Below are 13,598 nucleotides of genomic sequence, written 5' to 3'. Positions count from 1 at the left end.
GGCGCTACGCTTAGCCGGGCTACCACAGCCATCACCACACCCTGTAGCCGGCTGGCGGTTATTTTCCCCACAGCCGGCGCGAAGCATCCTCGATTTGCCCACTCAGACGCCGCTTCTGCATGGTGCGGGTCCAACTCACCGACAGCCCCGCGGCAGACAGCAGACGATGATACTGCTCATCATCGAACGGCATATGCCAGGCAATGGCCCCGGCTTCGTAGACGCTCACATCACTCACCTGCGACACCCGCTCCAGCGGCGCATCGCCAGAGACATGACCGCCCGCCACCACCCGATAGAGCCAGCCCGTTTTACCGCTTTGCTGCATCCGCTGCGCCATATCGCTGATAGCAAAATGGAAGTTGAGTTTGAAGCAGGGTGAACGCGGCTGCGTGACCTGAATCAGCGCCTCGCCCCAACGAAAGATATCGCCAATGTGGACGTTATGCTCCGTCAGCCCTTCGGTAGAGAGGTTTTCGCCAAACGCCGGCGAGCAGAAAAGGTCGGCCTGTTCAGGAAACTCGCGGATCCAGTCGGCATAGTGTTCACGGGGATAGTGGCAAAGCGCGCGGTCTGGCCCGCCATGAATTTTGTGTTCCGCCTGCTCATCACCCTCCAGGCCCAGCTCACCCAGGGTTAACTCGCCGTCGACCTGAATTTTTTTGATAGCGCTCGGGCGGCTGCCGGGAAAGTCGCGAACGCGACCGATATAGACGTTGAGCGGATAGTGCATCTGCTGCTCCTTATGCCGATACAAAAAAAGCGAGTCATCAGACTCGCTTCTCAGTCAGCACAATGCAACCTTATTTTTTGGCGGCAAAACGTGCAGCAGCTTCGTCCCAGTTAACCACGTCCCAGAAGGCTTTGATGTAGTCCGGGCGACGGTTCTGGAATTTCAGGTAGTAAGCGTGTTCCCAAACGTCCAGGCCCACGATCGGGAAGCCGGAAGCGCCAGAGATAGCTTCGCCCATCAGCGGGGAATCCTGGTTCGCGGTAGAAACCACGGCCAGTTTGTCACCTTTCAGGACCAGCCACGCCCAACCGGAACCGAAGCGGGTTGCTGCCGCTTTTTCGAATTCCGCTTTGAAGTTATCAACGGAACCGAAATCACGCTCGATCGCCGCTTTCAGGTCGCCCTGCAGGGTAGTTCCGGTTTTCAGGCCTTTCCAGAACAGGCTGTGGTTAGCGTGACCGCCGGCGTTGTTACGCAGAACGCCTTTTTTGTCAGCCGGCAGCTGATCCAGTTTGGTGATCAGTTCTTCAGCGGACAGGCTTGCGAATTCCGGCAGGCTCTCCAGCGCAGCGTTAGCATTGTTAACGTAGGCCTGGTGGTGCTTAGTGTGATGGATTTCCATCGTCTGCTTGTCAAAATGCGGTTCCAGGGCGTCATAAGCGTACGGCAGGGCTGGCAGTGTATAACTCATAATCATCTCCATTATTGTCGAGCGGCAGGAAGTGTTAAGGCCGCGTAAGCAGTTGGTTCATTATAGTTAATTAAATGATATTGAAAACGCTTATCAATGCCGTATTTTTAATAAGGTTATAACAACGGGGTATATCCTAATTTTTATCAACGGAAACAGACAATTAAGATTTTTGACGGAGGGATTCAGCCTCTCATGACCACAGCAGGAAGGCGAGCAAACTGACCGATTTTTACACTCATCGCCGGGAAAGAGGACTTATCCGATAAAAACAACCAGCCTAGGCGGCCATACGGCTGCGCTGCCGCCACTGCCCCGGCGTCATGCCGATTTCGCGGTTGAATACCACGGAGAAGTAGTTGCTGTCTTCGAAGCCGCACTGGGTCGCCACCTCGCCAATCAGCCGTTCGGTGTGCTGCAGTAAATACTGCGCGTGGCAGATACGCAGCTGTCGCAAATAGTGGTTGATGGTCATGCCCGTCTGCTGGCGAAACTGCTGGCGTAGCACCCGTTCGCTGCATGCTTCGCGCTCACAAAAATGATCCAGAAAGAAAGGTCTATTAAGGCTGCCCGCCAGTTCAGTCAGTAGCTTATCGAGCAACGTTTCGCTTGCAGTCGCCGCCCGGTTATCGGTCGCGTAGCGATGACGCTGCAGCGTCAGCACCAGCTGAGCGAACAGCAGTTCGGCCATATTGTTGGCCTGGGCGTCGCAGCGGCTACTTTCATGCTCCAGCTGGGTAATGACCTGGCGGACCTGAGCCATACCGGTGCTGCCGATACGCCAGTGCGGGATCCACGGTGTACCAAACAGACCAGGAATATGCGCCGCCCAGTCAAAATTGAGCCGCAGGCGATCCGGGCAGTAGATAACATTTTGCAGGACTAAATCATTCACTGAAGCGTAGGAGTGTTTATCTTCGGCGCGGATGTAGAACAGATCGCCACGGGTGATACGCCAGGGACGGTCGTTCAGGACATGCAGGCCGTTGCCTCGCCACACCAGCACCAGCTCGCAGAACTCGTGGGTGTGCTCGGCGAAGACGTTTTGCGGATAACGATCCGCCACCGCCACCGCCTGCGAAGGAGATGCGAAGAACTCATCTTTACGAAGAATCAACTGACCGGCCACCACGCACACTCCACCGCCAATAACGGTTAATTATTGGCGTTTTTCCTCGCTAAAACGTTGACTGCTCTCGCGTTATTGAAGAATCGCGTCGCGCCCCTGGCGAATATCGCGCGGCGACCAGTCAAACTCGCGGCGAAAAAGCGTCGAAAAGTGGTTACTGTCGCCGAAACCACAGTGATAAGCGATATCTGTCACGCTCTCATCGCTGTGGCGCAGCAGGTGACGCGCCTTCATCAGCCGCACCCGGTTAAGATAACGCTGCGGCGTCAGCCCCGTTTGCTGTTTCAGCTGGCGGTGTAACGTGCGCAGCGACAGCGAAAACTGCGCCGCCACCTCCTCCCAGCAGACATCTTCCGCAAAGTGATCTTCCAGCCAGGCCATCAAGTGGTTCAGTCGTGCATCGTTGTCCGTCGCCCCTTCCGCGAGACTGCTTTTCCGCAGCAGCACCAGCAGCTGCATAAAGAGGATCTCCCGTCCGGCGATGGTATGCATATCCGTATCTGCACCAACGTTCTCCATCTGCTCCACGATCTGCCGCACCTGCTGCAACGCATTCTGGTTCACCCGCCAGTGGGAGAGATAGTTACCCTCCTGCTCCTGCGGCAGCAGCTGGCTGACGCCATTCAGAAAACGAAAGGCATCCGGTGCGCGATAGAGCACGTTTGTCAGGCACAAATTATCCGTATGTTCATAGAGATGGCGGTCGTGGTCGCGAATAAAGCACACCGATCCCCCGCTGATGGTATAGGGCTGGCCGTTAAAAACATGGATCCCCGTCCCGTGCTCGACGATGACGATTTCATGGAAATCGTGGTGATGCTCCGGGAAGGCGGACTGAGGGAGACGCGGCTCAATGGCTACAGCAGAAGAGCCGGACTTAAAGAAATCCACGCTGTGCAGGATGGTCATAGCAACGCCCTCTAAATGAGAAAGACTATCAATCAGTGCTGGAATAGTAATAAAGGGCTGACAATCCGGCCTTCAATTTTTGACCGCAAAATTCGCAAAGCCTGCCGCTTTTTCAAGAAACAGCCGGAAAGTTCGGGAACTGCGGACGCCGTCACACCCCCGCTCCCGCCACTGATTAACAGGAAATGTGAGCTTCCTCACGGTCACCTTTGCTTTCTTGCCAGCGACGGATTTTCCCTGTCCGTAGCAAGAAGGTGAGTCAGTGACGGCTTTTTTAGACTGCACACAATGATTTTCACAAGGATCTCCCCATGAGTTTTCGTCATTGTGTCGCCGTTGATTTAGGCGCCTCCAGCGGGCGGGTAATGCTCGCCAGTTATGACCCCGGTCAGCGACAGCTGGCGCTGCGTGAGGTGCATCGGTTCGCCAACAGGCTGCAGAAGGTCGATGGCTTCGACTGTTGGGATATCGATAGCCTGGAAGCGGAAATTCGTCACGGGCTGCAGGCGGTGTGCGAACAGGGCGTCCTTATTGACAGCATCGGCATTGATACCTGGGGTGTGGATTATGTCCTGCTGGATCAACAGGGCCAGCGTGTTGGCCTGCCAGTATCGTATCGTGACGCCCGCACGGATGGCCTGATGGCTCTGGCGGAAACCCAGCTGGGACGGGCTGACATCTACCGTCGTAGCGGTATCCAGTTCCTGCCGTTCAATACCCTGTATCAGCTTCGGGCACTGGTGGAACAACAGCCGGAACAGGTCAGCCAGGTCGCGCACGCGCTGCTGATCCCGGACTACTTTAGCTTCCGCCTGACCGGCAAGATGAACTGGGAATACACCAACGCCACCACCACCCAGTTGGTCAACATTAACAGCGATAACTGGGATGACACGCTGCTGAACTGGTGCGGCGCGCCGCATGAATGGTTCGGCACCCCCACCCATCCAGGCAACGTGATTGGTGACTGGCTATGCCCGCAGGGCAACGCGATCCCGGTGGTCGCCGTCGCCAGCCACGATACCGCCAGCGCGGTTATCGCCTCACCGCTCGTCGACCAAAACGCGGCTTATCTCTCTTCCGGCACCTGGTCGTTGATGGGCTTTGAAAGCAAAACCCCCTGCACCAGCGATGACGCGCTGCAGGCGAATATCACCAATGAAGGCGGCGCCGAAGGCCGCTATCGGGTGCTGAAAAACATCATGGGCCTGTGGCTGCTCCAGCGGGTGATTGCCGAGCAACAGATCGACGACCTGGCGGCGCTGATTGCCCTGGCGGCGCAACGGCCAGCCTGCCGCAGCGTGATCGACTGCAACGACCAGCGCTTTATCAACCCGCCCAGCATGCGCGCCGAAATTCAGGCCGCCTGTCGTGAGTCCGGACAGCCGGTCCCCGACGATGATGCCGGGCTGGCGCGCTGTATTTTCGACAGCCTGGCGCTGCTGTACGCCCAGGTACTTAGCGAACTTGCCCGGCTCCGCGGCCAGCCGTTCAGCCAGCTGCATATCGTCGGCGGCGGCTGCCAGAACGACCTCCTGAACCAGCTGTGTGCCGATGCCTGCGGTATCACGGTGGTCGCGGGTCCCGTTGAAGCCTCCACCCTGGGCAACATCGGCATACAACTGATGACCCTTGATGAGCTGAACAACGTCGATGAATTCCGTCAGGTGGTGCAGCAAAACTACGCTCTCACCACTTTTACCCCACATTCTGACAGTGAAATTGCCCGCTTTATGGCGCAGTTTCAGCCCCAACAGACTAAGGAGCTTTGCGCATGACCACTCAACTTGAACAAGCCTGGGAGATTGCTAAACAGCGCTACGCCGCCGTTGGCGTGGATGTCGAGGAGGCCCTGCGCCAGCTGGACCGGCTACCAGTATCGATGCACTGCTGGCAGGGCGACGATGTTGCCGGCTTCGAAAACCCGGAAGGGAGCCTGACCGGCGGTATCCAGGCTACCGGAAGTTACCCAGGAAAAGCGCGCAACGCCGGCGAATTACGCGCCGACCTTGAGCAGGCGTTGAGCCTGATCCCCGGGCCAAAGCGCCTGAATCTGCATGCCCTTTATCTGGAGTCAGATACTCCGGTAGCGCGCAATGAAATCCAACCGAAGCATTTCCGTAATTGGGTTGAGTGGGCAAAAACACAGGGGCTGGGGCTGGACTTTAACCCTTCCTGCTTCTCCCATCCGCTGAGTGCCGACGGCTTCACCCTGTCGCATGCCAACGACGACATCCGTCAGTTCTGGATCGATCACTGTAAGGCCAGCCGCCGCGTGTCGGCCTATTTTGGCGAGCAGCTCGGCACCCCTTCGGTGATGAATATCTGGATCCCGGACGGCATGAAGGACATCACCGTCGACCGTTTCGCACCGCGCCAGCGCCTGCTGAACGCGCTGGATGAAGTGATCAGCGAGAAACTCAACCCGGCGCACCATATCGATGCCGTGGAGAGCAAGCTGTTTGGTATCGGCGCCGAAAGCTACACCGTCGGCTCCAACGAGTTCTATATGGGCTACGCCACCAGCCGTCAGACCGCCCTGTGTCTGGATGCCGGCCATTTCCATCCCACGGAGGTGATTTCCGACAAAATCTCCGCCGCCATGCTGTATATCCCGCGCCTGCTGCTGCACGTCAGCCGCCCGGTGCGCTGGGACAGCGATCACGTGGTGCTGCTGGATGATGAAACCCAGGCCATCGCCAGCGAAATCATCCGTCACGATCTGTTCGACCGCGTGCACATTGGCCTCGATTTCTTTGATGCCTCCATCAACCGCATCGCCGCCTGGGTGATCGGTACCCGCAATATGAAAAAAGCGCTGCTGCGCGCCCTGCTGGAACCGACAGGACAGCTGCGTCAGTTGGAAGCCGACGGCGATTACACCGCCCGCCTGGCCCTGCTGGAAGAGCAGAAATGCCTGCCGTGGCAGGCCATCTGGGAGATGTATTGCCAGCGCCACGATACCCCGGCGGGCAGCCAGTGGCTGGATAGCGTGCGGGCATATGAAAAAACGGTGTTAGTCCAGCGCGGGTAGTGTCAGGACATCCCCGGTCGCAACGTACAGAGCGGGGCAACCAACTTATTTATGGTGAGGGGTACTCCCCGCATCGCATTAACAGGAAACGCAAGACTATGCAGAACATCAACCACTCCTGGTTCGTCCAGGGCATGATTAAAGCCACTTCCGATGCCTGGCTGAAGGGCTGGGACGAGCGCAACGGCGGTAACCTGACGCTGCGTCTCGACGAGGCGGATATTGCGCCGTTCACGGCCGATTTCCACGCCAGACCGCGCTATATCTCGCTGAGCCAGCCGATGCCAACCCTGGCTAATCAGCCGTTTCTGGTCACCGGCTCAGGTAAATTCTTCCGTAATGTTCAACTCGACCCGGCCGCCAACCTTGGCGTCGTAAAAGTCGACAGCGACGGCGCGGGATATCATATTCTGTGGGGGCTGACCGACGACGCGGTGCCGACGTCTGAGCTGCCGGCGCATTTCCTGTCACATAGCGAACGCATCAAGCTCACCCACGGCAAAGACCGCGTGATCATGCACTGTCATGCCACCAATCTGATTGCCCTGACCTATGTTCTGGAAAACAACAGCGAACTGGTTACCCGCAAGCTGTGGGAAGGCAGCACCGAGTGTCTGGTGGTGTTCCCGGACGGCGTCGGCATACTTCCCTGGATGGTGCCCGGTACCGATGAAATCGGTCAGGCCACCGCCCAACAAATGCAGCAACATTCTCTGGTACTGTGGCCTTTCCACGGGGTCTTCGGCAGCGGCCCGACGCTGGACGAAACCTTTGGCCTGATTGATACCGCAGAAAAATCGGCCGAAGTACTGGTGAAAGTCTATTCGATGGGAGGCATGAAACAGACCATTACCCGGGAAGAGCTGATCGCGCTGGGCAAGCGCTTTGATGTGCAACCGATGCAGTCCGCGTTAGACCTTTATCCATAATAACATCGCGCCCCGCTCACTGAGACGGGGCGAACTCTGTCACCTGCAAACCCAACTCAAATATGTGGAGTAAAAGCAATGAAAATAAAGACAAGCTTGATCCTCACCGTTGCCGCTCTGGCGTTGTCCGGTTCCGCTTTAGCTGAAGTAAAAATCGCCCTCGTGGCGAAATCGTTAGGCAATGGCTTCTTCGAAGCAGCAAACGTGGGTGCCCAAGAGGCAGCCAAAGAGTTAGGTGATGTTAAAGTCATTTATACCGGCCCCACTACCACCACAGCAGAAGCGCAGATCGAAGTACTGAACGGGTTGATCGCCCAGGGGGTTGATGCGATCGCGATATCCGCTAACGATCCGGACGCGGTGGTGCCGGTGTTGAAAAAGGCAATGCAGCGCGGTATCAAGGTCGTTTCCTGGGATTCCGGCGTCGCGCAGGCCGGGCGGCAAATCCATCTCAACCCGTCGAATAACGCCTTAATTGGCGAAACCAACGTCAAGCTTGCCGCCGACGCGCTGAAAGCGTTGAACGTCGAAAAAGGCGATGTGGCGATCCTCAGCGCCACCCCGACGTCCACCAACCAGAACACCTGGATTGAAGAGATGAAAAAGGTGCTGCCACAGTACCCCTCCATCAATCTGGTTACCGTCGCCTACGGTGACGATCTGTCTGATAAGAGCTACCGCGAAGCGGTGGGCCTGTTGAAGTCTTATCCAGACCTTAAAGTGATCGTGTCGCCTTCATCGGTGGGGATCGTGGCCGCCGCGCAGGCGGTGAAAGATCAGGGAAAAATCGGCAAGGTGTACGTCACCGGGCTGGGTCTGCCGTCTGAAATGGCCGGCGCGATTAAATCCGGCGCCAGCAAAAGCTTCGCCATCTGGAACCCGATCGACCTCGGCTATGCCGCGACATATCTGGCTGACGATTTAGTCAAAGGGACCGCCACCAAAACCGAAGCCAACATGGGCAAGCTGGGTAAAGTGCAGCTGGATGCAAACGGCAACGGCGCCATGGCGCAGCCGTTCGTTTACGATGCCAGCAACATCGATAAGTTCTCGAAGATTTTCTAATCCTCATCATCCCCTGCTTCTCCTGACAGCGGGGGAAAAACCGGAGAACTATCATGTCAGCACCCACTCCTCTGCTGTCGCTGAAGGGCATCACCAAGGTTTTTCCCGGTGTGCGTGCCCTTGAGAACGTGCAGCTCGATCTCTGGCCCGGCAAAGTCACCGCCCTAATCGGTGAAAACGGCGCGGGCAAGTCCACGCTGGTCAAAGTGATGACCGGTATTTATCAGCCCGAAGAGGGCGACATTCTCTATAAAGCGATCCCCATTCAGCTGCCGAACCCGGAGTCGGCGCATAAGGTGGGGATCACCGCAATTCATCAGGAAACCGTGCTGTTTGACGAGCTGTCGGTCACCGAAAATATTTTCGTCGGCCAGTATCTGCATACCGGTCTGCTGAAAAAACTCGACTGGCCGGCGATGCATCGTAAAGCCAGTGAAATCCTCAATCGCCTTGAGGTGCAGATTGACCCGCGGGCGACGCTGAAAACCCTCAGCATTGCCCAGCGTCATATGGTGGCGATTGCCCGGGCGCTCTCTTTTGAGGCGCAGGTAGTGATTCTCGATGAGCCTACCGCGGCGCTCTCCCAGCATGAAATTCTGGAGTTTTATCAAATCGTTGAACGCCTGAAGCTCGACGGCAAAGCAATTTTGTTTATCTCGCATAAGTTCGACGAAATTTTCGAACTGGCAGATCACTACACTATTCTGCGCGATGGCGTGTACGTCAGCTCCGGCGATATTCACGCAATCACCGAAGAGCAGATGGTGGCGATGATGGTCGGCCGGGCCATCACCCAGACCTACCCGAAGGTCGACTGCACCCCGGGAGAGACGGTGCTTGAGGTGAAAAACCTGTGCCACCCGACCGAGTTTGCCGATATCACTTTTTCGCTGCGCAAAGGCGAGATTCTGGGCTTCTATGGCCTGGTCGGCGCCGGGCGTACCGAACTGATGCAGGCGCTCTCTGGGGTGTCCCGACCGTCCTCCGGAGACATCGTGCTCAACGGCAAAACGATGCGCTTTCGCCAGCCGGCGGACGCCATCCAGGCCGGGATCGTCTGCGTGCCGGAAGAGCGGCAGAAACAAGGGGCAATTATCGCCCTGCCCATCGCCCAGAACATCAGCCTGCCGCAGCTCAGCAAGCTGAACCCGAACGGCGTGCTGAACGATGCCCGCGAATGGCGGCTGGCGGATGAATACGCCACGCGCCTGCAGGTCAAAGCCTTTAGCTGGCGGCAGGCGGTGGAAACGCTCTCCGGCGGCAACCAGCAAAAAGTGGTGATCGGCAAATGGCTGGCGACCCATCCGGACGTCATTATTCTCGATGAACCGACCAAAGGCATCGATATCGGCTCCAAAGCGGCGGTGCATCAGTTTATGTCCGAACTGGTGAGCCAGGGGCTGGCGGTGATTATGGTCTCTTCGGAATTACCAGAAGTGATGGGGATGTCGGACCGGATCATCGTGATGCACGAGGGGTTGATGGTTGCCGAATATCGCGCAGGCGAAGCGACAGCAGAAACCATCGTCAGCGCCGCCAGCGGCACCGGCCAGGAGGCAGCATAATGGGGAGACAACTGCTTAAACACCGTGAAGCGCTGCTGGCGGCGGTGATCGTTTTGATGATCGGCGCCATCGGCAGCCGGGTGCCGTCGTTTGTCTCGCCGGGCAATCTGGCGGAGATGTTTAACGACACTGCCATCCTGATCATCCTCGCGCTTGGCCAGATGATGGTGCTGCTGACAAAAGGCATCGATCTGTCGATGGCCGCCAACCTGGCGCTTACTGGGATGATCGTCGCGCTGCTCAACGCCCACTATCCGGGGATCCCGGTCGTAGCACTGCTGGCGCTGGCCACTTTGTTGGGCCTGTTGATGGGGGTGATAAACGGCCTGCTGGTGTGGCGGCTCGGTATTCCGGCCATCGTGGTCACCCTGGGGACCATGAGTATCTATCGCGGCATTATTTTCCTGCTCTCTGATGGCGGCTGGGTCAACTCGCACCAGATGAGCGCCGGCTTCCTCGGCCTGCCGCGCACCTCATTCCTGGGGCTGCCGTTGCTGAGCTGGTGCGCCATCGCCGCGCTGTGCCTGGTCGGCTATTTCCTGCGCTACAGCCGCACCGGCCGGGCGTTATACACCGCGGGCGGCAACGCCACGGCGGCGTATTACACCGGGATTAACGCCGGGAAAATGCAGTTCGTCAGCTTCTGTCTTTCCGGCGCGCTGGCCGGGTTCTGCGGCTACCTGTGGATTTCACGCTTTGCCGTCGCCTACGTTGATGTCGCTAATGGCTTCGAGCTGCAGGTGGTTGCCGCCTGCGTCATCGGCGGTATCAGCACCATGGGCGGAACCGGTCGGGTGCTGGGTTGCCTGTGCGGCGCGCTGTTCCTTGGCGTTATCAATAACGCGCTGCCGGTAATCGGCATTTCACCGTTCTGGCAAATGGCAATTTCCGGCGCGGTCATTGTGATTGCGGTGCTCCTGAACGAGCGCAGCAATAAAGGGCACGGGCGGTTAATCCTGCGTAACGCAGCATTAGCCCGGCAGAAACAGGCGGTGAAATCATGAGCAAAATGATGCTAACTGAAGAGATCAAAAGCGCGCCGGTTGCGCCGTCACCACTGCGTCGTCTGCTGTGCTGGGAGGGGTTCCTGCTGGCGGTGACCCTAGCGGTGTTTATTGCCAATGCGCTGGCGTCCCCCTATTTCCTCAACATCTGGAACCTGTCGGACGCCACGTTTAACTTTACCGAAAAAGCGATCATCGTCCTGCCGATGGCAATGCTGATTATTGCCCGGGAAATCGACCTCTCGGTGGCATCGACGATGGCACTGAGCTCCACAGTCATGGGCTTTTGCGCAGCGGCGGGGATGGACACGCCGCTGCTGGTCATGGTGGGTCTCGGCGTGGGGCTGTTGTGCGGCCTGTTTAACGGCATTCTGGTGACGCGCTTTAACCTGTCGTCGATAGTTATCACTATCGGTACCATGAGCCTCTATCGCGGCCTGACCTATATCTTGCTGGGCGACAAGGCCCTGAATCAGTACCCGGAAAGCTTCGCGTGGTTCGGCCAGGGCTACGTGTGGGGCGCACTCTCCTTCGAGTTCGCGCTGTTTATTCTGCTCGCCGTCGCTTTTACTTTCCTGCTGCATAAAACCAACTTTGGTCGCCGGACTTACGCTATCGGCAATAACCCCACCGGGGCCTGGTTCTCCGGGATTAACGTCAAGCGCCACAACCTCGTGCTGTTTGCGCTGGTCGGGCTGATGGCCGGGCTGGCCGCGGTGCTGCTGACCTCGAGACTCGGCAGCACCCGCCCGACGCTGGCGATGGGTTGGGAGCTGGCGGTGGTCACCATGGCAGTACTCGGCGGCGTCAACATTCTCGGGGGGGCCGGCAGCATGGTCGGCGTGATTATCGCCGCCTTCCTGATGGGGCTGGTGACCTTCGGCCTGAGCCTGCTCAACGTGCCGGGCATCGTTATGTCAATCATCATCGGCGCGATGCTGATTGTAGTGATTTCACTGCCCATCATTACCCGACGGGTGATGCAACGCAGGGGCAGCCAAAAGGATAACCCGTAGATATTAAGGAGAATAATCATGAGCTTTATGTTGGCATTACCCAAAATTAGCCTGCACGGCGCAGGGGCTATTGGCGATATGGTGGAACTGTTGGCGAAAAAACCGTGGGGAAAAGCGCTGATTGTCACCGATGGTCAGCTGGTAAAGCTGGGCCTGCTGGACAGCCTGTTTACCGCCCTCGATAAACACCATCTGTCTTACCATCTGTTTGACGAGGTGTTTCCGAACCCCACCGAGACGCTGGTGCAACAAGGCTATGCCACCTATCTGGCAGCAGGCTGCGACTACATCATCGCCTTTGGCGGCGGTAGCCCGATCGATACCGCCAAAGCAGTGAAAATTCTGACCGCGAACCCGGCCCCGTCAACCGCCTATGCCGGCGTTGGCAAAGTGCAAAACGCCGGCGTGCCGCTGGTGGCCATCAACACCACCGCCGGTACTGCAGCGGAGATGACCAGCAACGCGGTGATTATCGATAGCGATCGCCAGGTCAAAGAGGTGATTATCGACCCCAATATCATCCCCGATATTGCAGTCGATGACGCCAGCGTCATGCTGGATCTCCCGGCCCCCGTCACCGCCGCTACCGGCATGGATGCCCTGACTCACGCCATCGAAGCGTTTGTTAGCGTCGGCGCGCACCCGCTGACCGACGCGAACGCCCTGGAGGCGATCCGCCTGATCAACCTGTGGCTGCCGCAAGCCGTAGACGATGGGCATCACCTCGAGGCCCGTGAGCAAATGGCCTTTGGTCAGTATCTGGCGGGAATGGCGTTTAACAGTGCCGGTCTCGGTCTGGTCCACGCACTGGCCCATCAACCCGGCGCCACCCACAACCTGCCGCATGGCGTGTGCAACGCTATTCTTTTGCCAGTGATCGAAAACTTTAACCGCCCGCATGCCGTCTCCCGCTTCGCCCGCGTGGCGCAGGCTATGGGAGTTGATACTCGCGGCATGAGCGATGAGGCCGCCAGCATGGAGGCCATCAACGCCATTCGCGCCCTGAGCAAACGCGTTGGGATCCCGCAAGGCTTCAGCCAGCTTGGCGTCAGCAAAGCCGATATTGAAGGCTGGCTGGATAAAGCGCTTGCCGACCCTTGCGCGCCGTGCAACCCGCGCAGCGCCAGCCGCGATGAGGTCCGCGAGCTCTATCTGGAGGCCTTATGATCCGCAAAGCATTCGTCATGCAGGTCAATCCCGACTCGCATGAGGAGTACCAGCGCCGCCATACGCCAATCTGGCCAGAGCTGGAGGCGGTGCTGAAAGCCCATGGCGCGCACCACTACGCCATTTATCTCGATACCGCGCGCCACCTGCTGTTCGCCACGGTAGAGGTGGAATCGGAAGCCCGCTGGGATGATATTGCCCGTACCGAAGTCTGTCAGCGCTGGTGGCAGCATATGGCCGATATTATGCCGACCAACGCCGATAGCAGCCCGGTGAGCGCCGCGCTGAAACCGGTATTTTATCTGGAATAAGTGGCGAGTTGCCCCGCGACATTCGCGGGGCAACGCTGACAGGTA

At 58.0% G+C, this 13,598-nt stretch carries 13 protein-coding genes; 9 read left to right on the top strand and 4 right to left on the bottom strand.

Annotated features, from left to right (window positions below; genetic code table 11):
• Positions 1–58: 58 nt before the first annotated feature.
• From yiiM to rhaS (ACMYSO_RS14395), 4 genes are all read right to left on the bottom strand, one after another.
• Positions 59–733, bottom strand: a complete 675-nt coding sequence (yiiM, locus tag ACMYSO_RS14410) for a 6-hydroxyaminopurine reductase (RefSeq protein ID WP_434665451.1) — start codon at positions 731–733, stop codon at positions 59–61.
• 70 nt (positions 734–803) lie between these two features.
• Positions 804–1,424, bottom strand: coding sequence for a superoxide dismutase [Mn] (gene sodA / locus ACMYSO_RS14405; RefSeq protein WP_434665449.1), 621 nt, complete (start codon positions 1,422–1,424; stop codon positions 804–806).
• Between the two features lie 280 nt (positions 1,425–1,704).
• A complete protein-coding gene (gene rhaR, locus ACMYSO_RS14400) occupies positions 1,705–2,553 on the bottom strand; it encodes an HTH-type transcriptional activator RhaR (protein WP_434665447.1) in 849 nt (282 codons plus the stop codon).
• Between the two features lie 72 nt (positions 2,554–2,625).
• Positions 2,626–3,462, bottom strand: coding sequence for an HTH-type transcriptional activator RhaS (gene rhaS, locus ACMYSO_RS14395; RefSeq protein WP_434665445.1), 837 nt, complete (start codon positions 3,460–3,462; stop codon positions 2,626–2,628).
• Positions 3,463–3,773: 311 nt separating this feature from the next.
• Here rhaS (ACMYSO_RS14395) and rhaB point away from each other — a divergent pair, with 311 nt between their 5' ends.
• The 9 genes from rhaB to rhaM all read left to right on the top strand — a co-directional run bounded on the left by rhaB (position 3,774) and on the right by rhaM (position 13,553).
• Positions 3,774–5,240: a rhamnulokinase gene (rhaB, locus tag ACMYSO_RS14390; RefSeq protein ID WP_434665443.1), complete on the top strand. Its 1,467-nt coding sequence runs from the start codon at positions 3,774–3,776 to the stop codon at positions 5,238–5,240.
• A complete protein-coding gene (gene rhaA / locus ACMYSO_RS14385) occupies positions 5,237–6,496 on the top strand; it encodes an L-rhamnose isomerase (RefSeq protein ID WP_434665441.1) in 1,260 nt (419 codons plus the stop codon). Before rhaB ends, rhaA begins: the two co-directional genes overlap by 4 nt.
• A gap of 98 nt (positions 6,497–6,594) precedes the next feature.
• The gene (gene rhaD, locus ACMYSO_RS14380; RefSeq protein ID WP_434586945.1) at positions 6,595–7,425 is read left to right on the top strand and encodes a rhamnulose-1-phosphate aldolase; all 831 of its coding nucleotides are present in this window, start codon (positions 6,595–6,597) and stop codon (positions 7,423–7,425) included.
• Between the two features lie 78 nt (positions 7,426–7,503).
• Entirely contained in the window at positions 7,504–8,490 is a 987-nt protein-coding gene (gene rhaS / locus ACMYSO_RS14375; RefSeq protein ID WP_434586946.1) for a rhamnose ABC transporter substrate-binding protein, read from the top strand.
• Between the two features lie 53 nt (positions 8,491–8,543).
• Positions 8,544–10,055 (top strand): sugar ABC transporter ATP-binding protein, encoded by a 1,512-nt coding sequence (locus ACMYSO_RS14370; RefSeq protein WP_434665439.1) that lies wholly within the window; start codon positions 8,544–8,546, stop codon positions 10,053–10,055.
• Positions 10,052–11,059: an ABC transporter permease gene (locus tag ACMYSO_RS14365; RefSeq protein ID WP_434670816.1), complete on the top strand. Its 1,008-nt coding sequence runs from the start codon at positions 10,052–10,054 to the stop codon at positions 11,057–11,059. Before ACMYSO_RS14370 ends, ACMYSO_RS14365 begins: the two co-directional genes overlap by 4 nt.
• On the top strand, positions 11,056–12,075 hold the full coding sequence (locus ACMYSO_RS14360; protein ID WP_434665437.1) for an ABC transporter permease: 1,020 nt from the start codon (positions 11,056–11,058) through the stop codon (positions 12,073–12,075). The genes ACMYSO_RS14365 and ACMYSO_RS14360 overlap by 4 nt, the downstream gene beginning before the upstream one ends.
• Before the next feature lie 18 nt (positions 12,076–12,093).
• Entirely contained in the window at positions 12,094–13,242 is a 1,149-nt protein-coding gene (fucO, locus tag ACMYSO_RS14355) for a lactaldehyde reductase (protein WP_434665436.1), read from the top strand.
• The gene (gene rhaM / locus ACMYSO_RS14350; protein WP_434665434.1) at positions 13,239–13,553 is read left to right on the top strand and encodes an L-rhamnose mutarotase; all 315 of its coding nucleotides are present in this window, start codon (positions 13,239–13,241) and stop codon (positions 13,551–13,553) included. Before fucO ends, rhaM begins: the two co-directional genes overlap by 4 nt.
• The last annotated feature ends 45 nt before the right edge of the window (positions 13,554–13,598 follow it).

Source organism: Klebsiella sp. B345 (genome assembly GCF_051131735.1).
In the GTDB taxonomy this organism is placed as follows: domain Bacteria; phylum Pseudomonadota; class Gammaproteobacteria; order Enterobacterales; family Enterobacteriaceae; genus Klebsiella.
This window is presented reverse-complemented; position numbering and strand designations above follow the sequence as displayed.

Coding starts and splice junctions, on each gene's coding strand:
- sodA (WP_434665449.1), bottom strand. CDS start 1,424: ATGAGTTATACACTGCCAGCCCTGCCGTACGCTTATGACGCCCTGGAA.
- fucO (WP_434665436.1), top strand. CDS start 12,094: ATGAGCTTTATGTTGGCATTACCCAAAATTAGCCTGCACGGCGCAGGG.
- rhaS (WP_434665445.1), bottom strand. CDS start 3,462: ATGACCATCCTGCACAGCGTGGATTTCTTTAAGTCCGGCTCTTCTGCT.
- ACMYSO_RS14370 (WP_434665439.1), top strand. CDS start 8,544: ATGTCAGCACCCACTCCTCTGCTGTCGCTGAAGGGCATCACCAAGGTT.
- rhaA (WP_434665441.1), top strand. CDS start 5,237: ATGACCACTCAACTTGAACAAGCCTGGGAGATTGCTAAACAGCGCTAC.
- rhaD (WP_434586945.1), top strand. CDS start 6,595: ATGCAGAACATCAACCACTCCTGGTTCGTCCAGGGCATGATTAAAGCC.
- rhaM (WP_434665434.1), top strand. CDS start 13,239: ATGATCCGCAAAGCATTCGTCATGCAGGTCAATCCCGACTCGCATGAG.
- ACMYSO_RS14360 (WP_434665437.1), top strand. CDS start 11,056: ATGAGCAAAATGATGCTAACTGAAGAGATCAAAAGCGCGCCGGTTGCG.
- yiiM (WP_434665451.1), bottom strand. CDS start 733: ATGCACTATCCGCTCAACGTCTATATCGGTCGCGTTCGCGACTTTCCC.
- rhaS (WP_434586946.1), top strand. CDS start 7,504: ATGAAAATAAAGACAAGCTTGATCCTCACCGTTGCCGCTCTGGCGTTG.
- rhaB (WP_434665443.1), top strand. CDS start 3,774: ATGAGTTTTCGTCATTGTGTCGCCGTTGATTTAGGCGCCTCCAGCGGG.